Below are 21,145 nucleotides of genomic sequence, written 5' to 3'. Positions count from 1 at the left end.
GGAGTGTAATCCGATGAATATGGCAGAAACTCAACTCAATCCGATCGCGCGTCCCACCGCGCCCGCCGGTTTCGACCCCGCCCAGAGCGGTCAATCGCAAGCGCCGTCGCGCCCGAAGATCGAGATCAACGACCTGAATTTCTTCTACGGCAAGTATCACGCGCTGAAGAACATCAACCTGCAGATTCCCGAAGGCAAGGTGACCGCCTTCATCGGTCCGTCGGGCTGCGGCAAGTCCACGTTGTTGCGCACACTCAACAAGATGTACGCGCTCTATCCGGAGCAGCGCGCCGAAGGCGAGATCCTGATGGACGGCGAAAACCTGCTGACCACCAAGCGCGATATTTCGCTCTTGCGCGCACGGATCGGCATGGTGTTCCAGAAGCCGACGCCGTTTCCGATGTCGATCTACGACAACATCGCGTTCGGCGTGAAGATGTTCGAGACGCTGCCGCGCTCGGAAATGGACGACCGTGTGGAGTGGGCGCTGACCAAGGCCGCGTTGTGGAATGAAGTGAAGGACAAGCTCGGCCAGAGCGGCTACGGTCTGTCGGGCGGCCAGCAGCAGCGTCTGTGCATTGCGCGCGGAATCGCGATCCGTCCGGAAGTGCTGCTGCTCGACGAGCCGTGTTCGGCGCTGGACCCGATTTCCACGGGCCGTATCGAAGAGCTGATCGCCGAACTGAAGAGCGATTACACGGTGGTGATCGTCACGCACAACATGCAACAGGCGGCACGCTGTTCGGACTACACTGCCTATATGTACCTCGGCGAGTTGATCGAATTCGGCGACACCGAAAAGATCTTCATCAAGCCGGTCCGCAAGGAAACCGAGGATTACATCACTGGCCGCTTCGGCTAAGTCGCCGAGCTAAAAAAGGGAGTACGACATGTCCGACAAACACCTGTCCAGCCAGTTCGACGCCGACCTGAATCTGGTTTCCTCCAAGGTGCTCGAAATGGGCGGCCTGGTCGAATCGCAGATCGTCAAGGCCATGCAGGCGCTCAACGATTTCGATCTCGACGTCGCCGAACAGGTGATCGCCGCGGAAGAACGCCTGAACGCAATGGAAATTGAAATCGACGAAGAGTGCAGCAACATCATCGCGCGCCGTCAGCCGGCCGCGCGTGACCTGCGCCTCCTGATCGCGATTTCGAAGACCATCACGAATCTCGAGCGTGCCGGCGACGAGGCCGAAAAGATCGCCAAGCGCACCAAGCGTTTGATGGAAGACGGCGCTTCGCGCACCATCAACATCGCGGAAATCAAGCTGTCGGGCGAAATGGCGGTGTCGATTCTGCGCCGCGCGCTGGACGCGTTCGCGCGCCTCGACACGGTCGCCGCCGCGCAGATCGTGCGCGACGATAAGGCAATCGACGAAGAGTTCCGCGCTTTCGTGCGCAAGCTGATCTCGTACATGACGGAAGATCCGCGTTCGATCTCGGTGGGCCTCGACTTTCTGTTCATCGCCAAGGCGATCGAGCGGATCGGCGACCATTCGAAGAATATCGCGGAGTTCATCATTTACATCGTCAAGGGTACGGACGTGCGGCACAAGTCACGCGACGCGCTCGAACGCGAAGCACTCAGTTAATCCAGATATAAGGACCAGAGGTGCCGATGCCCAGCAGCATTCTCGTCATTGAAGATGAGCCCGCCATTTCCGAATTGATTTCGGTCAATCTTCAACACGCCGGACACTGCCCGATTCGCGCGTACAACGCGGAGCAGGCGCAGAACCTGATCAGCGACGTATTGCCCGACCTCGTCCTGCTCGACTGGATGCTGCCGGGAAAATCGGGCATTGCGTTCGCGCGTGATCTGCGCAACAACGAGCGCACGAAGCATATCCCCATCATCATGCTGACCGCGCGCGGCGACGAGCAGGATAAGGTGCTCGGCCTCGAAATCGGTGCCGACGACTACGTCACCAAACCGTTCTCGCCGAAAGAGCTGATGGCGCGCATCAAGGCGGTGTTGCGCCGCCGTGCTCCGCAGTTGACCGAAGACGTGGTCGCGATCAACGGTCTGAAGCTCGATCCGGCAACCCACCGTGTGGCCGCGCATGCCGAAGGCAGCGAGATCAAGCTCGATCTCGGCCCGACCGAATTCCGTCTGCTGCATTTCTTCATGACGCATCCGGAGCGCGTGCACAGCCGCACGCAATTGCTCGATCAGGTGTGGGGCGATCACGTATTCGTCGAAGAGCGTACGGTCGATGTGCATATCAAGCGTCTGCGCGCAGCGCTTAAGCCGGCCGGCTGCGATGCTATGATTGAGACGGTACGCGGCAGCGGCTACCGGCTCGCGAAGAGCGCCTGAGCGACGTTCACGGTTGCGGCGTGCGGGCCGCACGCGCGGGATACGTCATCGTCGCAACGCTTTGTCACCCTTCGCAATGTCAGGCGCCGTGATTCACATTCCGGTGCATGGGCTTTTCTCTTCGATCGCTAGACCATGAACATCATCTGGGCGCGCTCCATCGTGTCGGTCGTGCTGCTGGCTGTTCTGTGCGTGGTGGTCGGCGCACTCGTGAACGTCAAGACAGCGCTCGTTCTTGCGATTATCATGCTGCTCGCGCAGAGCGTCTTCAGCACCTTCCATAAACAGCGTCTGTGGCGTTTGCTCGACGCGCCAGTCTACGGCGAAGTGCCGAGCGCTCCCGGCATCTGGGGCGAAATCTACTACCGTTTGCACAAGCTCGCGAAGCGCTGGCACGCCCAGGTGCGCCAGGTCGAGCAGCAGCATTCGCGTTTCATCCAGGCGATCCAGGCTTCGCCGAACGGCGTGGCGATGCTCGACGATCATGACCAGATCGAGTGGTGCAACGCCATCTCCGAACTCCATTTCGGGCTGGATGCGAAGCGCGATCTGCGCCAGCACATCACGCATCTGGTGCGTCAGCCCGATTTCGTCCGTTACCTGAATTCGCATCGGTACGAAGAGATGCTGATCATGCGCGGCATGGGCGACAAGCGTCAGAACGTGCTCTCGGTGCAGGTGTTTCCGTACGGCGAGAACCGCAAGCTGGTGCTTTCGCAAGACATCACCGAACTCGAGCGGACCGACGCGATGCGGCGCGACTTCGTCGCCAATGTTTCGCATGAGTTGAAGACGCCGCTCACCGTGCTCTCCGGTTTTCTGGAGACCATGCGCGAGTTGCCGCTGAGCGAGGGTGAACGTTCACGCTATCTCGAACTGATGGAGCAACAGGCTTCGCGCATGCGCCATATCGTCAACGATCTGCTGGTGCTCGCCAAACTCGAAGGCGACAACAAGCCGCCGAGCGATCAGATGATCGACATGCGCGCGGTGTTGCGGCATCTGCGCGACGACGCGCAGAGCCTGTCGAGCGATCATCACAAGATCGTATTCGATGTCGACGAAGGACTCACCGTCACGGGCGTTGAAACGGAAATTCTCAGTGCATTCGGCAATCTGGTCACGAATGCGATCCGCTATACACCGGACGGCGGTGCGATCCGGGTGTCGTGGCACGCACAAGGCGGCAATGCGGTGTTTTCCGTGACGGACAGTGGACTGGGGATTCCCACTGCGGACATTCCGCGGCTGACCGAGCGCTTCTATCGCGTCGATCGTAGCCGTTCACGCGACACCGGCGGCACGGGTCTCGGTCTTGCGATCGTCAAACATGTGCTGCAGCGTCACGACGCACAGCTCGACGTGAAGAGCGAAGAGGGACGCGGCAGCACGTTCACGGTGCGCTTTCCGGTGTATCGCACGGCGCGCCGGCAACCGGCGCCGGTTTGAGCGCCCATGTATCGTTTGCATTGGTTCGTCGGTATGCTCGCGTAGCCCACCGTGAGTCGATTGAGCGTTTAATCGACTCAAATCATGAGCGGATACCATCTCCGTCCTGAATTGCCGCATGCAGGTGATTTTGGGGCTGACGTTGCCCGCCGCCGGGAAAGCTCCTTTCAAAGCGCGGGAAGGAACGTGCTCGACGGCGTGTGGCGAGTGTTGTTGCCAACTCACAACTCGCCGAAGCGAGCCTGATCATCACGAACAGAATTTCCCCAGCAGACTCATCTGCGCGTTGCGCGAAGACTTGCCCGGTCGGCGGCGCCGGTAATGGCCGTCGCTTTGCATCAGCCAGGCGGACTGATTGTCACCGAGAAATGCCGACAGACCTTCGGCGATCACACGCCGCTTGAGGCGCCGGTTGTTGACCGGGAACGCGACTTCCACGCGCCGGAAGAAATTGCGGTCCATCCAGTCGGCGCTCGACAGATACACCTGTTCCCGGCCGTCGTCGTAGAAGTAGAAGATGCGGTGATGTTCGAGAAAGCGCCCGACGATCGAGCGCACGGTGATGTTCTCCGAGAGGCCCGCCACGCCCGGCTGCAACGAACACACGCCGCGCACGATCAGATCGATTTTCACGCCGGCCTGCGCGGCTTCATACAACTCGGCGATCACCGTGGGTTCGAGCAGCGCGTTCATCTTCGCGACAATGCGCGCTTTCTTGCCGGCGCGCGCATGCTCGGCTTCGGCGCGAATCGCCTCGACCAGTTTGGGATGCAGCGTGAACGGCGACTGCCACAACTCGTGCAGCTTCAGTTCGCCGCCAATGCCGGTCAGTTGCTGGAATACGTGATGCACGTCTTCGCAGATTTTCTGATCGGCGGTCATCAGGCCGAAGTCGGTGTAAAGACGCGCCGTACGCGGATGATAGTTGCCGGTGCCGAGATGGACGTAACGCTTGAGCGTGGTCTTGCCGCCGGTCGACACGCGCCGCACGATCAGCATCATCTTCGCGTGGCACTTGTGGCCGACTACGCCGTACACGACGTGCGCGCCGACCGCTTCGAGCTGCGAGGCCCAGTTGATGTTGGTTTCTTCGTCGAAGCGCGCGAGCAGTTCGACCACCACCGTGACTTCCTTGCCGTTGCGCGCGGCTTGCATCAGCGCGTCCATCAGCGGCGAATCGGTGCCGGTGCGATAGATGGTCTGTTTGATGGCCACCACGTTCGGATCTTTGGCGGCTTGCAGCAACAGTTCGAGCACCGGTTGAAAACTCTCGTACGGATGATGCAGCAGCACGTCGCCCTGATCGATCACGTCGAACATGCTGGCGCTGTTGGCGATCTGCGGCGGAATGGCGGGAATGTGCGGCACGAACTTCAGATCGGGGCGGTCCACCATCTCCGGCAACTGCATCAGCCGCACCAGATTGACAGGGCCGTCGGCGTAATAGCAGTCCTTGTCGGAAAGGCTGCTTTCGTCGAGCAGGCGCCGCACCACATGTGTGGGCGTTTCCGCCGACACTTCGAGCCGCACCGCGTTGCCTAGATGCCGAGCCGGCAACTCACCCTGCAACGCGACCCGCAGGTTGGTGATTTCATCTTCGTCGACGAACAGTTCGCTGTTGCGCGTGATGCGAAACTGATTGCAACTGCGCACGACGAGATTCGGAAACAGTTCGCCGACAAAGCGTTGCAACAGCGAACTCAGCAGCACGAAGCCATGCGGGTAGCCGGATAGCTCTTGCGGCATGCGCACGAGCCGCGGCAGCGCACGCGGCGCCTGCACGATGCCCATCATCGCCTGACGGCCGAACGCGTCCTTGCCTTCCAGTTCGACCACGAAGTTCAGGCTCTTGTTGAGCACGCGTGGAAACGGATGCGCCGGATCGAGACCGATCGGCGTGAGCACCGGCAACAGTTCGTCGAAGAAGTAGTTGCGCGCCCATTCGGTCTGCGCTTCGTTCCACGCTTCGGTGCCGTGAAAATAGATGCCTTCCGCTTCGAGCGCGGTGAGCACCGTGTCGTGCAGCATGGTGTATTGACGATGCACGAGCTTCTGCGCGCGTTCGACCACGAGGTCGTACACGTGCTGCAGCGACATGCCGTCCGGCGACAGCGCGCCGGGGTTGTCGCGCATCTGCTCCTGCAGTCCGGCCATGCGGACTTCGAAGAATTCGTCGAGATTGCTACTGGTGATGCAGATGAAGCGCAGGCGTTCGAGCAAAGGGACGGCTGGGTCGGCAGCTTGTGCCAACACACGCTCGTTGAAACCCAGAATGCCCAGCTCGCGATTCAATAAGGGGTAGCGGATGGACATCGGCAGCGAGAATGGAATGTCAGGAAGAGAGGCGGAAAGACGCTCGGAAATTCTCACAGTATGATGACGTTGTTATGACATTCTCGATCTTTTAAATTTTACGCCGGATTCGCTGCGTGTCGTCAATATGACGCAGTTCATATGGGACCATAGTTCCCCCCAACGCTGCGAGGTGACATCGTGAGGTCCGGTACGCTTAGAATGGTGTCTTTGAACAGCGCGGCCGGCCAGAAGGCGTCCAGGGCGTCGAATGGACATCCGGCTCCCAATGCATCCACCGCCGCCGCGCTTGCGCGCATGGAGTCCGCTTACTCGATGGTCACTACGCCACAACTCCTCGCTGCCGTCGATCTCGGCTCGAACAGCTTCCGGCTGATCGTCGGCCGGGTCGAGGAAACCGACGCGGGCAGCCAGATTTATCAGGTCGACGCCTTGCGCGAACCGGTCCGTCTTGCCGCTGGCCTGTCGCGCGACAAGATGCTCGACCGCGCTTCGCAGGTGCGCGGCTGGGACGCGCTCAAGCGCTTTGGCGAGCGTCTGCGCGACTTTCATCCCGATCACGTCCGCGCGGTCGCCACCAATACGCTGCGCATCGCCAAGAACGCCGGCGAATTTCTCGGCGAGGCGCAAGCCGCGCTCGGCTTCCCGATCGAAGTGATCGCCGGACGTGAAGAAGCGCGCCTGATCTATGCAGGGGCCGCACACTCCGTGCCCGCGAGTCCCGGCAAACGCCTCGTGGTCGATATCGGCGGCGGCTCGACGGAATTCATCATCGGTTCGCACTACACGCCGATCAAGATGGAGAGCCTGTATATCGGCTGCGTGAGCCATAGCCGTGCATTTTTCCCGGCCGGCAATGTCGACGAATACACCATGCGCCAGGCCGAGCTTGCCGCGGGGCGCGAAATCCAGATCATTTCCGCCGAGTACAAGAAAACCGGCTGGGAGCAGGCGATCGGCTCGTCGGGCACGGCGCGCGCGCTCGCTGAACTGGTCGAGGCGAACGGCTTCAACGACGCGGGCATCACGCACGGCATTTCGCGCGGTGGGCTCGAACGGCTCAAACGCGCGCTGATCAAGGCGGAGAACGTCAATCGGCTGAAGCTCGTCGCGCTGAAGGGCGATCGCATTCCGGTGCTGGCCGGTGGCCTGTCGATCATGATCGCGGTGTTCGACGAACTGGGCGTCGAATACGTCGACACCACGGACGGCGCGCTGCGTCTGGGCGTGCTGTACGACCTGCTGGGCCGCTCGCAACACGAAGACATGCGCACGGTGACGGTGGAGGGCTTCATGCGCCGCTATGGCGTGGATCGGGCGCAGGCGGGGCGTATCGGCGAACTCGCGGTGCGCTTTTACGATCAGTTCGCGGAACCCGACGAGGAGCGCCGTGCGGAAAACCGCATGTTTCTCGGCTGGGCGGCAGCGTTGCACGAAATTGGTCTGTCCATCTCGCATAGCGCGTATCACAAGCATTCGGCCTACATTGCCAGCAACGCGGATATGCCAGGCTTTTCGCGCACCGACCAGGCGCGGCTCGCCGCGCTCGTGCTCGGCCATGCGGGCAAACTCGGCAAGCTCTCGCAAACGCGCGAAGTGGAGTGGCCGCTATTGTTCTGCCTGCGACTCGCGGCGCTGCTGTGCCGTCGGCGTGCCGATGTCGGCTTGCCGGGAATTTCGGTGGCACAGGTCAACAATGGTTATGAGGCGCGTTTGCCGAACGAGTGGGTGGGCAACAATCCGCTTACCGACTACAGCCTGATTCAGGAGGCCGCGGAGTGGGAAAAGGTTGGCATTCCGTATCGTGTGGTCTATACGGACGATTGAAGCCGCTTAAAGCCTCGTGCGAGGCGCATGAATGAGAAAGCCCGGCATGTCGCCGGGCTTTTTTTACGGCCGTTAGCCCGTTCAGCGCGGCAAGGCGTCGCCGAGGAAATGGCGAGCGTAACGTGCATTGATATCGGACAAACGGAACAGCGTCAGAAAGTCCGCGGTATTGAAGTCGGGATCCCATGCCGGTGCGCCGCAAATCTTCGCGCCGAGCCGCAGATAGCCCTTCACCAGCGGCGGCGGTGCCACTTCGGCACCCGTTTGCAATTCATCCACCGGTAGCGGCGTGTGCGGGAACGCGCGATATTCCGGCGCCGTCAGCGCGTTGTCGCGCACCGAGCAATACAGATTCGCCGCATAGTGGCCGCCGTCGACCATCGCGACGCTCGCGCAGCCGAGCATCGTCTCGTAGCCGTTGTGCTTCATGTAGGCGGCGAGGCCCGCCCACAACGACATGATCACCGAGCCGCTGCGATAGTCGGGATGCACGCATGAGCGGCCCACTTCGACCATCTTGGCGCGCAGGTGCGTCAGGCGCGACACGTCGAATTCGCTTTCCGCATACAGGCGGCCGATGCGCGCGGCCTGATGCGGCGGCAACGCGCGATACGTGCCGACCACTTTCAGCGTGTCGAGATCGCGCACCAGCAGGTGATCGCAGTAGGAGTCGAACGGATCGACGTCGAGCCCCGCAGGGCCCGTCAGGCGTGCGCCCATTTCGTCGGCGAACACGCGGTAGCGCAGACGCTGAGCCTCGCGCAGTTCTTCGTCGGTACGCGCCCACGTAACCTGCAGACGATGCTGGGCGGTGACCGTTTCTTCGGCGCGCGGCAGACGGCGCGACTCGAAGATCGAAGCGAGGGGCAGGGTAGGCGTCGGCAGTTCTCGCATGGGGGATCCTGGTCGAAAAAAGGGAGATTTCTTTTTTCGCCAATGTAGTAACGCCTGGTGACGCTCGCATGGCAAAGCCATGACGATTGGATGACTGTGCGTAAGCTGCGTGCCTGCGGCTTGTAATCTCGCGACTGGTGTCGGCAAGTGTTGTTCCCGCGCGAAAGGCGGGGAGTGGCGCGCTGGTCCGGCGCGGTTGGAGCGCCGGGACGATGTGGTCCCGGCGCAGTGAGATGAGGTGCCTGACCGATGCGAGCGGCGCGGCAGCGTTCGTGCGCCGTGTGGGCTGGCGCAGGCCCGGTTGAACCGGATCAGACCAGATCGGGGCTTATCGCGGCGCGCAGCACGGCCTGGTCGTCGCCGTCGCGTTCACGGCTTGCAATCCACCATACGCCGGCTTTCTTGAGCGGCCAGCTTGCTTCGCTATTGCCGAGCAGACGCGCGGCAACATGGCCGAGCGTTGGTTGATGGCCGACTATCACCACCGTTTGCGCGACGCCTCCAGGCCATCCGGCTGCGTCCAGCACATTGTCCGCGCTCGCGTTGGGCGCGAGTTCGCGTACGACGCGATACTGGTCGCTCAAGGTCTCGGCGGTCTGGATGGTGCGCACAGCCGGACTCGCGAGCACGAGGGCGTCGTCGGGCAGCCGCGTGCGCAGCCATTTGGCGACGTTTTGCGCCTGCTTGCGGCCCCGGGTGGTGAGCGCTCGCGCGAGGTCGGTGCTGGCAATGTCTTCGGCTTCGGCGTGACGCCAGAGAATCAGATCCATGCGTGTCTCCTTGACTCTGGTTGCGGCGCTTGAGCCTGCTCAGGCATGCGCCGGGTTTCGATCACTGTCGCATGCGGCGTCGTGCGGCCGCAAGGCGATGGTTCAGGCGAATCATTCAGGCGGACGTATTTTTGGGAGGACTGTAAGCGCCACCGCCTGCAAGCGCCACCGCATATCGCAAGGGCGAACCCAAAAAGCAAAAACCCGCGAAGCCGAAGGCTACGCGGGTTTCATGTTGCTTTTCGTGGTCGGAGCGAAAGGATTCGAACCTTCGACCCTCTGATCCCAAATCAGATGCGCTACCAGGCTGCGCTACGCTCCGACGAATCCGAGATTCTACGTGGCATTGGGTGCCAGAGTCAATCACGATTTGCGCCGGACCGGAACGAACACTCGAATGCGCAGTTCGGCCGCGTTATATGCGGCCCATCAGCAGCAATACGATCACGATGATCAGCACGACGCCCAGGACTCCGGTTGGGCGGTAGCCCCAGCCGCTACTGTAAGGCCAGCTTGGTAGCGCGCCGATCAGCAGGAGGATGAGCACGATGAGCAGTATGGTTCCGATGGTCATTCTGGTTCTCCTTATCCAGCTTTTAAAGCCAGTTAGTCTGGTTGGTTCGGCGCATTCACGCCGGGACGCTCCACGCGCAGCCTGCGCGCCTTTGCAGGCTGAAGATCAGCAAGGCGTGTGCCTAAAGGGTGGTAAGGGACGAAAGGGAAAAGGGGTGTGCGGTGCGTGCGGGCGCCGGGAGACGACGCAACAGCACGAATGGCGCACAGGAAAAACTCGCGTGGCGATGGCGATGGCGGCCGTCATCGCACAATGTGTCAAAGCATGACCACCGCGCTCGCTTCAAGCGCGCTGGTGCGATCAAACCCGCCTGCCACGATAAGACCGCTGCCTGCATTATCGCCAGGCGGCCAATTCCCCGTTCAGTGCCGGCGACGCATCCAATGCGGCATATGCTGATGCGTCAGCCAGTGATGCACCATGCCTTCGCCGTCGTGTTCGCGCCGATACGTTCTCGCTTCGAAAATCGACAGTGCGAGTAGCACGAGCAGGCCTATTGCGAGTCCGATCAGACCCGCGATCGTTTCAGCGTCCATGGCAGCCTCCTTTGACATGCGGCGGTGACTTCATAGTAGGTCACGCACGACAAAATGGGAGGAGCCCCCTGCCTGCCGCGGCATCGCGGAACGCGCTTTGCGGGTAGACTCTCGGCGCCCGCGGCAGCAGGCTCACTGGCTAGCTGCCGCTTTTCGTTCTGCACCGGGAGACCACTGTTTATGATCCGCATTCCGATGACTGCGTTGCTGCTGATTGCCGGCCTTGCCGGCTGTGCGAACGACCCGTCCGGCCACCACGGCGGACCGCCGCCGCGCGACCCCGTCGACTATCACGGCGTGCCCACCGACACCCGTCCGCCCGCGATGGTGCCTGCGCCGGTCACGCCTTGAGCGCCGACCGGAAACGACATGGCGAGCCTGCCGGCTGGTAAAGGCGAAGCACCGGCGCGGGCACGCCGGCACCTCTGACCCGCGCAGACTGTTCGCGCGGAGAGCGCGGGCTGAAGTCATTCTAGGCGAGCGCTGCGCCGGATATGTGTGCGCTTGTTTCAAGCCGTAACTGGTTGCCGCGATGCGAAACGCGCAGCGTTTATGCCGCTGCACCGGCCATACCGCGTACGACAGCAGGCACATAGCGGCCGAGCGTGAGACCGCGCAGCGCCATGAAAAGCAGCATCGCGGCCCACAAGCCGTGGTTGCCGTAGAGCGCCAGCAAGGCCCACGAAGCCGCCACGAACAGCGCAAACGACACCACCATCGACGTCATCAGTTCGCGCGTGCGGGTCGCGCCGATAAACACGCCGTCGAGCAGAAAGCCCCACACGGACACCACCGGCGAGAGCGCGGCCCACGGCAGATACATCTCTGCGGTCGCGCGCACGGCGGCCTGATCCGTCAGACGTTCGACGATCCACGAGCCCGCGCCCCAATACACCAGCGAGAACCCCAGCGCGCCGAGTGTGGCCCACAGCGCAGTCACCTTGATCGCCTGGGTGAACGCATGCCGGTCGCGTGCGCCGATCGCCGCGCCGACCAGCGCTTCGGCGGCATGCGCGAAGCCGTCGAGTCCGTAGGCCATGAAGGTCTGAAAATTGAGCAGCAGCGCATTGGCGGCGAGCGTGGCGTCGCCTTGCCGCGCGCCCAGATGCGCAAACCAGCCGAACGACGAGAGCAGACACACCGTGCGTATGAAAATGTCGCGGTTGAGCACCACCAGCCGCCTGAGGGCGGCCGCGTCGAACAACGCGGCGCGGTTCAGCGCGGGCAGGCCGCGCGGCCTGCCGTACCATAACAGCGCGGCGCCGAGCACGAAGCCGAGTGCGTCGGCGGTGGCCGTGGCCGCGCCGATGCCGGCCACGCTCCAATCGAACACGTACACGTACAGCAGCACCGCCACGATGTTCACACTGTTGATAAACACCTGCGAGAGCAACGCGAGCCGCACCTGCTGCGTGCCGAGCAGCCAGCCGAGCACGACGTAGTTGCCGAGCGCGAGCGGGGCCGCCCAGATGCGCGCGTGGCAATAGAGCCGTGCGTTGCGTTGCACCGCGTCGCTGCCGCCGATCACGCGCAACGCGTAATCGATCAGCGGCATTTGCAGCGCCAGCACCACGGCGCCGATCGCGGCCGCCAGCAGCAGCGCGCGTACGACGTTGTTGCGCAACCCGGCCCGGTCGTTCGCGCCGTGCGCTTGCGCGACCAGACCCGTGGTGCCCATGCGCAGGAAGCCGAAGCCCCAGAACACGAAGTTGAAAAAGAGGCCGCCGAGCGCCACACCGCCGAGATACGAAGCGCCGTCCAGATGACCGGCGACGGCCGTGTCGACCGCGCCGAGAATCGGCTGCGTCAGATTGGCGAGGACGATGGGAAAAGCCAGCGCCAGCACCCGGCGGTGCCAGCGCACGGGAACGGCGGGCGCCGCTGCCGACGTGTCCGCGTCGTGCGCGGCGTCGCTCAATTGCGTTCCTGCACGCACACCCACGGCGAGACGACGACCGCCCAGAGATCCGGGTCGCGTGCGGCGAAGTCGGCGGCGGTTTCCGCCTGCACACGCTCGACGAGGCCGGCGGACAGCCATTGCGCGACCTGTGTGGTGTCGTCGCTGGCGATGGCTTCGGCAACGCTCACCAGGTCGAGGTCGCGCGCGACGCGCAACAGCATGCCGCGCGCAAAAAAGCGTTCGAGTTCGGGCCAGCCGATCTTGGCGGTTTCGGCCAGCAGCTTGGCGTACAGCGGGCTATGGGTGGCGTCGTTGGAAGTCATCGTAAGCATGTTCTGACGGGGCCGTTACTATAAACCATCAGCGCGGGCCGCCAGCGCGGCGCCCGTTCCGGTAGGCTATGGGGTTCCCGGAACTGATTCTAACCTTCATGTCTTTCGATTCAACGGCGCCGGCTGCGGGTGCCCAAGCTCCGATCGTGGCCGACGCCACGCTCACGCGCGCCGAGGTGGAGCAACTCATCGCGGCGAGCGGCGCCGGCAATCAGGCGCCGCTCCGTTTCACCGACTGTGATTTCGAGGGCGTGGATCTGTCGCGGCTCGATCTGCGCGGCGCCGGGTTTCATCGCTGCACGATCGTCGAGACTTCGTTTTTCGGCGCGAACCTCTCGCATACCCACTGGGTACGCTGTCGTGGCCGCGAGGCGGATTTCGCGTCGGCCGATCTGGTCGACGCGCAGTTTCAGTCAAGTGACCTGAACAACACCAGTTGGCGGCGTGCCAAGCTTGCCTCGGCGTCGTTTCACGGTTGCAAGCTGACCGGCGCCAATTTCGAAGCATGTGCGGCGCTGGGTTTGAGCTTCGTCGAAACCCTGCTGGTCGGCGCACATTTGCGCGGCCTGTCGTTTCGCAAAGCCACCCTGCATCAGCTGGATTTCTCCGACGCCGACCTCGCCGGGGTCGATTTCCGCGAGGCGATCTTCGACGGCGGCAGCCTGAAGGACGCGCATCTGAAGGGCGCGCGCTTCGACGGCGCGGATCTGCGCGAAGCCGACCTGAGCGGCGTGCGGCTCGTCGATGCAGCGCTCTTCAAGGGCGCGACGATCTCGCATGCCCAGGCGGCCGTGCTCGTTACCGAATTGGGTTTGCGCGTCATGTAGACGCGCGTTCCGAGCTGCCGCTTTTTAGCCATTCGGCCAGCTTGAACGATTTGCTGCCCGTGATTATGATTCGACTGGTCGAGCGATTAATGCCAGTCGATTTACCGGCGCGCAATTTGTCGGTGGATTCGGGATTTTTATTATTTTCGCTATTCGCGAATTTTTTTGTGAAGAAGTCGGCTGATTTATTCGATCTGGCCAATATCTGTCGATTACCGTCAATTGCCGGAAAGAGTGCGTTGGCGCACTAAAGCTACGCAAGACGCAAAGCGTCCGAAACATGCTGGACGGGTTAGTCGAAATCGGTCAGCGGCCTTTCCTCAGGCTTTTGCCGGCGTTTTTCGGCCAGGTGCAGGCGCTATGCGGCGCGCCGGGCAATTCATCGATTGAGAATTGCCGCATTACTGGCGTTCCAGTTGAAACGCCGGGCGCATCGAGCCTGTTTATTTCCGACTTCTCCCGTTCACATAGCGCGGAATCCGTACGCCGCATCACATTGCATGCGAAATTAATATATTGCGCTTGTAAAAGCGGGTTGTTAGATTTCGTTCTGGCGCATGGTGAACCGGTCCTTTGCCGATATGCGCCGAACCCCCGTTAGCCCGGCCCCGTGCCGGGCTTTTTTTCGCCGGATTCACGCCCGAGTCACTGCGGATTCACACGTGCGGCGGATCATGAAAACTTACTCTTCCTTCTCCGAGCATGACAGGGTTATTTATCTTCCTTGGCATCTGGCCGATCGCGCTCGGCGTGCTGCTCGCCTTCGCCGCGCGCATCGACCCGCGCTCGGGACGCTGGCGCCGCCGTTAGGCCGCGCGGTCGCGCCTGCGCGCCGCGCTGCGTTTTTTTTATTGCTTGCAGCGAACCACCATCGACCGGTTCTTCACGTTGGCGCCGAAGATCCCACCGACCGTGCCGCCCGAAGTCGCGCCGTTGTCGACATCTTTCGAAACGACCTCGTAGCCGTAGTTGCCGCAGACTTCGCCCGCGCGTTTGTAACACTCAGCCCAACTCGAACTTGCGTCGCTGCCGCTACAGTTGATTGCGAAGCCGGTGTCGCCGCTCGGCAGGTAGGTCATGGTGGTGGTGCTGGAGCAGGCGCCAAGGCTGCCGAGCGTCAGCAGGCCGAGACCGATCGCCGCAGCCGCCGCGGCGGACGCACATACGCTCTTCATAGAGGTTCCTTACAAATGACGGAGAGGGGCGTGGACTGAGGCCACGTCATGTCCTGATTGGGCGTTTTATAGCACGCCGGGTTCCCAAGGCCGCCTTGCACGGCGCGTGCCAGACACGGGACGACGCGCGCTTCATGGGCGCACAGGGACGGCGCAAGCCCGATCGGGACTGGCGAGCCGCCCGCCAGTCCACGCTTCGATGACAACCTTTAGCGAGGCGGCAGCGCCCGCGACGGATCGATCGAACGGCCCTGATAACGCAGTTCGAAGTGCAGCATCACGCGGTCGGTATCCGTGTCGCCCATCTCGGCGATTTTCTCGCCGCGCGTGACCGATTGGCCTTCCTTGACCAGCAACACGCGGTTGTGCGCATAGGCAGTCAGATACTCGGCGTTGTGTTTGAGGATCAGCAGATTGCCGTAGCCGCGCAAGCCATTGCCCGCGTAGACCACCGTACCGGGCGCCGCCGCGACCACGGGCGTGCCCGCTGCGGCCGAGATATCGATGCCCTTCGAATTGCTGCCGTCGAAACGCCGGATGACGGTGCCGTCGGCCGGCCATACCAGCGAGATCGTCGAAGCCGGCGCCGCGGGCGGCGCGCTGTCCGCGGGCGCCGGGCGCGGTGCCGGCGAAGCGCTGCCGTTGCCGCTGCTGCGCACAGCGCCGCCCGGCGGCGCGACGCGCAGAACCTGGCCGACCTCGATGCTGTCCGGATTGGTCAGATTGTTCCAGCGCACGATGCTTTGCACCGATTGCCGGTTACTGCGCGCGATCTTCGACAGCGTATCGCCCCGTTCCACCCGATAAAAGCCCGGCCCCACCGGTGCTGACCCGCACGCGGCGAGCAGTGCCACCAACGACGCGCAGGCGAGCCGTTTCATCATTTTTCTTCTGCTGAGCATTGGACCTCGCAAAGCGCTGCCGCGCGCCGATCCCGATCACGCGGCAGGTGGATACAAAGCGTCCGATTCTAACGGTTTTGCGTTGCAGCAGACGAAAAGCGGGCAGCGCGGCAGGCTCGCGCGGGGCGATGTGCGACGAAATGCGATGAAACCCGCTGCGAACCTGATCCCAAAAACCCGCTTCAAATCCGGCGCCGAGTCTACGTGTGGATTCCCGCGATCAACCCAGTTTGTCGACGGTGATGCGCAGCGCCGCGACCTCGGTTTGTCCCGGTTCGAGCCAGCGCAAACCCATGCCGTTGTGAATCGCGTCCGGCAGGCCGAGCCAGGGTTCGACACAGTAGAAGTCCGATTCCGCGGCTTCGGTCCACGTCGTCACGGCGTACCAGGGTATCGAGTCGGGCCGCTGCAGGTCGATCGTGACGATCCGGTCAAGACCCGGCGCGATGAGCCGCACGGGTTGATCCGGCGTGCCTGCGAGGCAGTGGAAGCGATCGTGAATGCGCGCCTCGTCGAGCGTATAGCGCGCTTCGCCGGGTTCGGCGGCGCTGATCGACCCGTCGTCCTGCTGATAGCGCCGCTCGGTGCGCGGCAACTCCAGCGAGGTCGCGGCGCGCTGCGTGTGCGGCAGCGTGAAGTAGAAATGATGCCCGGCGTAATAGGGCAGGCGCGAGGGCAGGCGCGAGGGCAGGCGTGCGTCGCCGGTATTGGTGGTGGTGAAGGTGACGTCGAGCGTGCGCGCATCCGCGAGACAGTAAGCGGCCTCGAACCGGAAGCCGAACGGATAGCCGTGGCGGGTCGCCTTGCTGTCGGTCAGGGTCATGCGCAGGCCGGCGCCGTGCACGTCGGCGTGGGCTTCGAACGGCAGGTCGCGGGCAAAGCCGTGCATCGGCAGTTCGCGCACGGTGCCTTTGGCGTCGCGCCAGTAGCCGATCTTGCCGTCCACCCTGTGCCGGCCGAGAAACGGGAACAGCAGCGGATTGCCGCCGCGAATCCGCGCGGGCTGGCTCCAGTCGGCGTGCTCCGGCCAATGGATGACCGCTTCGCCGTCGATCGTCCACGACATCAGACGGCCACCGGCTTGCGGCGCGAAACGGAGCACGGAGGCGTCCTGGTCGATCTCGAGAATGTCCTGTTGCGGGGAGAGGGGCATGGTCGATGGGCTGATCAGTAAGAGGTTGAAGGCGGGCGGACGGTGACCCGCCGGCGGTGCAATCGCGGCGCTGCGAGCGCTGTTGAACGTCGGAAATCGCCGCGCGTCGAGCCGCGAGAAGAACGATTTTGCGCTGCTTTCCGCTACGGGGAAACCCTTCTGGGGAAATTGCGGGTGTCGCCGGAAGGCCATCCTTCTGATAATTCGTCTGACTGCCCGGTTTCTTCGACGACCGGGCGAGACCGGCTCAGGAGGCTGTATGGATCTCGCAATGGCAATGGGTGTGGCTTTATTCGGCATGTTCGCAACAAGCACGGTCTACTTTTTTTACCAGCTCGAACGCTGATCCGCAGTCGCCATATTGCGCGGTGCGCTCATCAAGAAGCGCCCGGCAGGCGACCCGCCCGCTGAGCGTCCCATCAGGCAAATCGTTCTGCAGACCACATAAGGCAGCCACTCACGGCGCCTATTCTTTTTCCGCCGCGTAACAACGGTTTCGAGTTGTGACGCGGCGCACAATATTTCCCCTATCGCGGCGCAAACGCTTGGCGCTGGCATTGCAGCCAGGCATAATCGGTGCGCTTTTGACGCGCCCGCAGATTCCTTGTCCGGCGCGCAAGTCCCCGACATTCTCCTTACAAGGATCTGCCGCGTGAACCTGTCGTTTCTCATTTTCCTGAGCGTGCTGCAAGGCGTCACCGAACTGTTTCCGGTGAGCAGCCTCGGCCATACGCTGCTCGTGCCCGCATTGTTCGGTATGCATATCGACAAACACGCGCCGCAATTGCTGCCGTTCCTCGTCGCACTGCATCTCGGCACGGCGTTCGCGCTGCTGTGGTACTTCCGCAAGCGCTGGTGCGCGCTGGTGCGCGGTTTCTTCGCGTCGTTCGGCGGGCGCCGTAACGACGACGCGCACATGATGTGGGCGCTGATCATCGGCACGATTCCGGCGGGTCTCGTCGGACTGCTGCTGGAAAAGCGGCTCGAGAGGATTTTTCACGATTTGCGGATCGTCGCGATCGCGTTGATCGTCAACGGTGTACTGCTGTGGTTCGGTGACCGCCTGCAACGTACGCGTGCGCATCAGGCGCCGGAGAAGCTGACTTTCCGTCAGGCGTTTTTCGTTGGTCTCGCGCAGATCGGCGCGTTGATTCCGGGCTTCTCGCGCAGCGGTCTGACGATGATCGCCGGCAATGCGGCCGGCCTGACGGCGGAGAAGGCGGCGGAGTTCTCGTTCCTGCTCGGCACGCCGATCATCTTCGCAGCCGGTGTGCTCGAACTGCCGAAGCTGTTCCATGCACCGGGCCAACTCGCGGACGCGTTGCTCGGCGGCGTGCTGACCGCGATCGCCGCGTATCTCAGCGTGCGTTTCCTGATGCGCTATTTCGAAGGCCGCGGACGTCTGGCTTCGTTCGGCGTGTACTGCGTGATTGCGGGGATCGTGTTCCTCGGCTGGTTCCTGCTGCATCCGCAACCGGTCTGATGGCGTTCGCCATGTCCGTTGCGTGCTGGCGGGCAGGGAGCGATCGGTTATAATCCGGGCCCGGCTCAACCTGCCGGGCCCGTCTGTTTGAGGACCATGACTTGCGGCGGCGTTCGCGCCGGTTCGCGTAGTCTGCCCGGCGCGGGTGTGGATTTCCCGTCTCCGGCCCGGTCAGTTAGAATTTCGGTATTCCGCGAACCTTGTGGCTTGCTGATGCACGGGGTCCAATGCCCGGAAGCGGGTTCTCATTGCGGGCGATGCATGCTGTGCGTTGTTGCATCGCCTCACGTCATTACGGCAGTAGCTCAGCTGGATAGAGCATCGGCCTTCTAAGCCGAGGGTGGGGGGTTCGAGTCCCTCCTGCCGTACTTTTCATGCTTGCGAGTGAGCAAGGCCACGCAACGCCGCGTGGCCTGCTGCGGCTCGCGCCGGCACTCCTCAGCGGGAGCCGCACACCGCGCGCCCCTCGCCAGGCAACTGCTGTCAGGCTGCCGGTTTCACATCGATCGAATCGACGCGGTCCGGATAGAACGCGAGATGTTGCGCGATCTCCTTCACCGCCGCGTACGGCGACTCATAAGTCCACACCGCGTTCAGCGTCCGCTCGCCGCCGAGCGGAATGCTGTAGTACGCGCAATCACCCTTGTACGGGCAATAGGTCGCGTGATCGGTGCGCTCCAGCAGCGTCATCTCCACGTCGTTGCGCGGAATGTAATACACCGCCGGATACGACGCTTCGCGCAGCACCAGCGCCTTCTGCGTGTCGGCGATCACCTTGCCGGCGACTGTCACGACCACGCGCGCTTTGGCCGGTTCGACCGTGATCGGATGATCGGGACCGGGCACCTTGATGGTTTTTTCAGCCATGCTGTCGAACTCCTGAATGGGTGAACAAGCCTGCAATGTCTGGCGGACAGTATTGAGCCGCCGTCGACGAGACGATCGCGTCTTGGGTCGAAGCATACGCCGCTCGTGAAAATGCGTCGGACGCCGCGCGGCAGGCATAAAAAAGGGCAGCCGAAGCTGCCCGTCAAAGTCTTCCCCTCAGGCGGCGTGTTGTTGCTTGACGCTCAACGCCGACCGCCCGATACCGACCGCGCGTTGCCTTACGGCCGGATGTCCAACGCGCCTGTGAGATCGCCCATCGGCTTGCTGCCGTTGCTCACGAGCGCTGCGTCGCGCGCCGCGATACCCGGCAGCGTCGGCAGCGAGAAGCGGTGCGTGATGAAGCGCAGGATCGAGGTGGTGTCGTACTGCGTGTGGTCGACGTAACCCTTCTTCGCGTACGGCGAGATGATCAGCGCCGGGATGCGCGTACCCGGACCCCAGCGGTCGGCCTTCGGCGGCGCCACGTGATCCCAGAAGCCGCCGTTCTCGTCGTAGGTCACGACGACCAGCATGTTGTTCCACTGCGGACTCTTCTGCAGATGCGAAATCACGTCGGCAATGTGCTGATCGCCCGAAGCCACGTCGGTATAGCCCGGGTGTTCGTTCAGGTTGCCCTGCGGCTTGTAGAACGACACTTGCGGCAGCGTGCCGGTGTCGATCGCCTTGATGAACTCGGAGCCGGCCAGGCCGCCGTCGAGCAGATGCTGCGTGCGGTTCGCGGTGCCAGGCGCAAGATCGGCGAAGTAATTGAGCGGCTGATGATGCGGCTGGAAGTTCGGCGCCGTCAGATTCGCACCGTAGATCACATTCGACGTGCCGTTCTGCGCCGCCGACACCGCCGCGCCCCACGCGCCGCCGTACCACGCCCACGACACCTTCGCATTGTTCAGCAGATCGCCGATATGCTGCTGCGTCTGCGCGGGCAGGGTGGTGGCCTGGGTCGGATCGGCGAGATTCGCGTCGCCGCCCGTTGCCGCCTTGTTGCCGCTCGGCTGATACGGCGGCTGCATCGTGTTGATCGCGTAGAAGTCAGGCGTGAGGTTGCCCGAATTCACGTATTTCGGCGGGCCGCTCAGCGCCGAAGCCGGCGAGTTGCCCGCGACCTTCAGCGTGACGCCGTCGCTTTCCACCGACGAGATCGAACCGGCCGCCGGGCTCTTGTCTGCGTTCGGATAGGTCGGCGTGCACGCGCACACGAGCCACTGGTGGTTCAGGAACGAGCCGCCGAACGCGCCCATGAAGAAGTTGTCGGCGAGCGTGTACTGCTGCGCGATCTTCCACAGCGGCAGCTTGTCGGCATCGAGCGTGTAGTGACCCATCACGAGACCGCCCGAATCCGCCCACGCGGCGAACTTGTCGTTCTTGCCGCCGTTGATCTGCATCTGGTTCTCGTAGAAACGGTGATACAGGTCGCGTGTGGTGGCCGTGATCGGCGTATTGAAGCCCTTCGGGTCGTCGATCGCGAACGGGCTGTTCGGCAGATTCGCCGTCATCGCCTGGGTGACCACCGGCGTCACGCCGGTTTGCGTGAGGCCGTTCCACACCTGCGGCAGCGTCGCGAGCGGCGTGCCGTTGCGGTCGACCTGCGTGGCGCTCGCCGTCGTCACGTTCTGCAAACCGTTCGCGCCGGGGAAATTGCCGTACAGGTTGTCGAAGCTGCGGTTTTCCGCGTAAATCACCACGACCGTCTTGATCGAGGTGATGTCCGGCTGCGTGACTTCACTGCCGCCGCAGGCATAAAGGCTAAGCGCTGCTGCGATCGCGATAGGCGTCGCGCAGATCAGTTTCTTGTTCATTTG

General features: G+C 62.8%; 21 protein-coding genes and 2 tRNA genes. 10 read left to right on the top strand and 13 right to left on the bottom strand.

What is annotated here, in order from left to right; translation table 11 throughout:
• Window positions 1-13: 13 nt before the first annotated feature.
• From pstB to phoR, 4 genes are all read left to right on the top strand, one after another.
• The gene (pstB, locus tag PDMSB3_RS14485) at window positions 14-862 is read left to right on the top strand and encodes a phosphate ABC transporter ATP-binding protein PstB (RefSeq protein ID WP_007181025.1); all 849 of its coding nucleotides are present in this window, start codon (window positions 14-16) and stop codon (window positions 860-862) included.
• Between the two features lie 28 nt (window positions 863-890).
• On the top strand, window positions 891-1,595 hold the full coding sequence (gene phoU, locus PDMSB3_RS14480) for a phosphate signaling complex protein PhoU (protein ID WP_007181026.1): 705 nt from the start codon (window positions 891-893) through the stop codon (window positions 1,593-1,595).
• A gap of 26 nt (window positions 1,596-1,621) precedes the next feature.
• Window positions 1,622-2,323: a phosphate regulon transcriptional regulator PhoB gene (gene phoB, locus PDMSB3_RS14475; protein ID WP_006051991.1), complete on the top strand. Its 702-nt coding sequence runs from the start codon at window positions 1,622-1,624 to the stop codon at window positions 2,321-2,323.
• 135 nt (window positions 2,324-2,458) lie between these two features.
• Window positions 2,459-3,772, top strand: coding sequence for a phosphate regulon sensor histidine kinase PhoR (gene phoR, locus PDMSB3_RS14470; protein ID WP_007181027.1), 1,314 nt, complete (start codon window positions 2,459-2,461; stop codon window positions 3,770-3,772).
• A gap of 249 nt (window positions 3,773-4,021) precedes the next feature.
• On the opposite strand, the gene ppk1 is transcribed toward phoR, so the two are convergent.
• Window positions 4,022-6,085: a polyphosphate kinase 1 gene (gene ppk1, locus PDMSB3_RS14465; RefSeq protein WP_007181028.1), complete on the bottom strand. Its 2,064-nt coding sequence runs from the start codon at window positions 6,083-6,085 to the stop codon at window positions 4,022-4,024.
• Between the two features lie 201 nt (window positions 6,086-6,286).
• Between ppk1 and ppx the strand changes: the two genes are divergently transcribed.
• Window positions 6,287-7,912 (top strand): exopolyphosphatase, encoded by a 1,626-nt coding sequence (ppx, locus tag PDMSB3_RS14460; protein ID WP_165186713.1) that lies wholly within the window; start codon window positions 6,287-6,289, stop codon window positions 7,910-7,912.
• An 81-nt stretch (window positions 7,913-7,993) separates the two neighbouring features.
• Here the strand turns inward: ppx and PDMSB3_RS14455 are convergent, their stop codons facing one another.
• The 5 genes from PDMSB3_RS14455 to PDMSB3_RS14435 form a co-directional block, all read right to left on the bottom strand.
• Window positions 7,994-8,806: a GNAT family N-acetyltransferase gene (locus PDMSB3_RS14455; RefSeq protein WP_007181030.1), complete on the bottom strand. Its 813-nt coding sequence runs from the start codon at window positions 8,804-8,806 to the stop codon at window positions 7,994-7,996.
• A 311-nt stretch (window positions 8,807-9,117) separates the two neighbouring features.
• Complete coding sequence (sixA, locus tag PDMSB3_RS14450; protein WP_007181031.1) at window positions 9,118-9,576, bottom strand: phosphohistidine phosphatase SixA; 459 nt, start codon at window positions 9,574-9,576, stop codon at window positions 9,118-9,120.
• Window positions 9,577-9,821: 245 nt separating this feature from the next.
• Window positions 9,822-9,898 (bottom strand) — tRNA-Pro (locus PDMSB3_RS14445).
• A gap of 93 nt (window positions 9,899-9,991) precedes the next feature.
• A complete protein-coding gene (locus PDMSB3_RS14440; protein ID WP_007181032.1) occupies window positions 9,992-10,150 on the bottom strand; it encodes a DUF3309 family protein in 159 nt (52 codons plus the stop codon).
• Window positions 10,151-10,512: 362 nt separating this feature from the next.
• Window positions 10,513-10,686, bottom strand: a complete 174-nt coding sequence (locus PDMSB3_RS14435) for a hypothetical protein (RefSeq protein WP_007181033.1) — start codon at window positions 10,684-10,686, stop codon at window positions 10,513-10,515.
• A gap of 180 nt (window positions 10,687-10,866) precedes the next feature.
• Between PDMSB3_RS14435 and PDMSB3_RS14430 the strand changes: the two genes are divergently transcribed.
• The gene (locus PDMSB3_RS14430) at window positions 10,867-11,037 is read left to right on the top strand and encodes a hypothetical protein (RefSeq protein WP_007181034.1); all 171 of its coding nucleotides are present in this window, start codon (window positions 10,867-10,869) and stop codon (window positions 11,035-11,037) included.
• A 199-nt stretch (window positions 11,038-11,236) separates the two neighbouring features.
• On the opposite strand, the gene PDMSB3_RS14425 is transcribed toward PDMSB3_RS14430, so the two are convergent.
• Both PDMSB3_RS14425 and PDMSB3_RS14420 read right to left on the bottom strand, forming a co-directional pair.
• A complete protein-coding gene (locus PDMSB3_RS14425) occupies window positions 11,237-12,604 on the bottom strand; it encodes an MATE family efflux transporter (protein ID WP_007181035.1) in 1,368 nt (455 codons plus the stop codon).
• On the bottom strand, window positions 12,601-12,909 hold the full coding sequence (locus PDMSB3_RS14420) for a DUF2288 domain-containing protein (RefSeq protein ID WP_035518530.1): 309 nt from the start codon (window positions 12,907-12,909) through the stop codon (window positions 12,601-12,603). The genes PDMSB3_RS14425 and PDMSB3_RS14420 overlap by 4 nt, the downstream gene beginning before the upstream one ends.
• 107 nt (window positions 12,910-13,016) lie before the next feature.
• Here PDMSB3_RS14420 and PDMSB3_RS14415 point away from each other — a divergent pair, with 107 nt between their 5' ends.
• Together PDMSB3_RS14415 and PDMSB3_RS14410 are read left to right on the top strand one after the other, a co-directional pair.
• On the top strand, window positions 13,017-13,745 hold the full coding sequence (locus tag PDMSB3_RS14415; protein ID WP_035517970.1) for a pentapeptide repeat-containing protein: 729 nt from the start codon (window positions 13,017-13,019) through the stop codon (window positions 13,743-13,745).
• A 280-nt stretch (window positions 13,746-14,025) separates the two neighbouring features.
• Window positions 14,026-14,346, top strand: coding sequence for a hypothetical protein (locus PDMSB3_RS14410; protein ID WP_165186711.1), 321 nt, complete (start codon window positions 14,026-14,028; stop codon window positions 14,344-14,346).
• Window positions 14,347-14,593: 247 nt separating this feature from the next.
• Here the strand turns inward: PDMSB3_RS14410 and PDMSB3_RS14405 are convergent, their stop codons facing one another.
• The 3 genes from PDMSB3_RS14405 to PDMSB3_RS14395 form a co-directional block, all read right to left on the bottom strand.
• Window positions 14,594-14,920, bottom strand: coding sequence for a hypothetical protein (locus PDMSB3_RS14405; protein ID WP_007181038.1), 327 nt, complete (start codon window positions 14,918-14,920; stop codon window positions 14,594-14,596).
• Window positions 14,921-15,129: 209 nt separating this feature from the next.
• Complete coding sequence (locus tag PDMSB3_RS14400; RefSeq protein WP_007181039.1) at window positions 15,130-15,822, bottom strand: peptidoglycan DD-metalloendopeptidase family protein; 693 nt, start codon at window positions 15,820-15,822, stop codon at window positions 15,130-15,132.
• A 220-nt stretch (window positions 15,823-16,042) separates the two neighbouring features.
• Complete coding sequence (locus PDMSB3_RS14395; RefSeq protein ID WP_165186709.1) at window positions 16,043-16,975, bottom strand: aldose epimerase family protein; 933 nt, start codon at window positions 16,973-16,975, stop codon at window positions 16,043-16,045.
• Window positions 16,976-17,627: 652 nt separating this feature from the next.
• On the opposite strand from PDMSB3_RS14395, the gene PDMSB3_RS14390 reads away from it, so the two are divergent.
• Together PDMSB3_RS14390 and PDMSB3_RS14385 are read left to right on the top strand one after the other, a co-directional pair.
• Window positions 17,628-18,458 carry an undecaprenyl-diphosphate phosphatase gene (locus PDMSB3_RS14390; protein ID WP_007181041.1) on the top strand — a complete coding sequence of 277 codons (831 nt, stop codon included), beginning with the start codon at window positions 17,628-17,630 and terminating at the stop codon, window positions 18,456-18,458.
• Between the two features lie 294 nt (window positions 18,459-18,752).
• Window positions 18,753-18,826 (top strand) — tRNA-Arg (locus tag PDMSB3_RS14385).
• 115 nt (window positions 18,827-18,941) lie between these two features.
• Here PDMSB3_RS14385 and PDMSB3_RS14380 read toward each other — a convergent pair.
• Both PDMSB3_RS14380 and PDMSB3_RS14375 read right to left on the bottom strand, forming a co-directional pair.
• Entirely contained in the window at window positions 18,942-19,325 is a 384-nt protein-coding gene (locus PDMSB3_RS14380) for a DUF427 domain-containing protein (protein WP_165186707.1), read from the bottom strand.
• 239 nt (window positions 19,326-19,564) lie between these two features.
• A complete protein-coding gene (locus PDMSB3_RS14375; RefSeq protein WP_007181043.1) occupies window positions 19,565-21,142 on the bottom strand; it encodes an acid phosphatase in 1,578 nt (525 codons plus the stop codon).
• Between the last annotated feature and the right edge of the window lie 3 nt (window positions 21,143-21,145).

The sequence above is a fragment of the Paraburkholderia dioscoreae genome (assembly GCF_902459535.1).
Classification (GTDB): domain Bacteria; phylum Pseudomonadota; class Gammaproteobacteria; order Burkholderiales; family Burkholderiaceae; genus Paraburkholderia; species Paraburkholderia dioscoreae.
This window is presented reverse-complemented; position numbering and strand designations above follow the sequence as displayed.